The sequence below is a fragment of the Streptomyces sp. NPDC097129 genome (genome assembly GCF_055668065.1).
In genome coordinates, this window is sequence record NZ_JBVOQE010000108.1 from 1 (window position 1) to 1,084 (window position 1,084).

General features: G+C 59.9%; 2 protein-coding genes. Both read left to right on the top strand.

Features of this window, described 5'->3' with window-relative positions; genetic code table 11:
- On the top strand, positions 1 to 541 hold a 541-nt coding region (locus AC0B9F_RS38455), incomplete at its 5' end, for a GDP-mannose 4,6-dehydratase (RefSeq protein WP_472010490.1).
- A partial coding sequence (locus AC0B9F_RS38460; protein ID WP_472010492.1) for an NAD-dependent epimerase/dehydratase family protein occupies positions 538 to 1,084 on the top strand: 547 nt, incomplete at its 3' end. The genes AC0B9F_RS38455 and AC0B9F_RS38460, both read left to right, overlap by 4 nt.

Sequence of the window (1,084 nt, forward strand, 5' to 3'; positions counted from 1 at the left end):
CAAGAACTACCGCGAGGCGTACGGGATCTTTGCCGTGAACGGAATTCTGTTCAACCACGAATCTCCCCGGCGAGGCGAAACATTCGTCACTCGTAAGATCACGCGAGCGGTGGCACGGATCAAGGCCGGTCTGGAAAGCCATTTGTACATGGGCAATCTCGATGCGATTCGCGACTGGGGATATGCGCCGGAGTACGTGGAGGGAATGTGGCGCATGTTGCAGGTCGACGAGCCTGAGGATTTTGTGCTCGCCACCGGTGGCAACTATTCGGTGCGCGACTTCCTGACAGTCGCTTTCGAACATGCGGGTCTGAACTGGGAAGATCACGTGCGATTCGACGAGCGGTACCTTCGTCCGACTGAGGTCGACGCCTTGATCGGGGATCCGAGTCATGCCGAGCGCAAACTCGGGTGGAAGGCCGGAGTGCACACCCCCGAACTGGCCCGGATCATGGTCGAGGCAGACATCGAAGCGCTCGAACACGAAGGGCGACCGTGGATCGACACTCCGGCACTTCCCGACTGGTCGGCGACGCGATGAGTGATTCATTCGCAGCGCGACCACTCGATCGAGGCGCACCGTTCTACGTGGCCGGCCACCGAGGTCTGGTCGGCTCTTCGGTGTGGCGACACCTGGAATCTGCGGGCTTCACCAGGTTGCTCGGAAAGACGTCGGCCGAACTCGATCTACGTGACCGGGAAGCTGCTTTCGATTTCTTCGCCCGCGAAAAGCCGACCAACGTGATCCTCGCAGCAGCAAAAGTTGGGGGGATTGCGGCGAACAGCACTTTCCTCGTCGACTTCCTGTCGGAGAATCTGCGCATCCAGGTGAACGTGCTCGACGCTGCCCTCGCACACGGCGTCGAGCGTCTCCTGTTCCTCGGATCATCGTGCATCTACCCGAAATTGGCACCGCAACCGATCAAGGAGGAATACCTGCTCACCGGGCATCTCGAGCCGACCAACGACGCCTATGCAATAGCAAAGATCGCGGGAATACTCCATGTTCAAGCTGCCAGGCGGCAGCATGGTCGCCCCTGGATCTCAGCTATGCCCACCAACCTGTACGGCCCGGGAGACAATT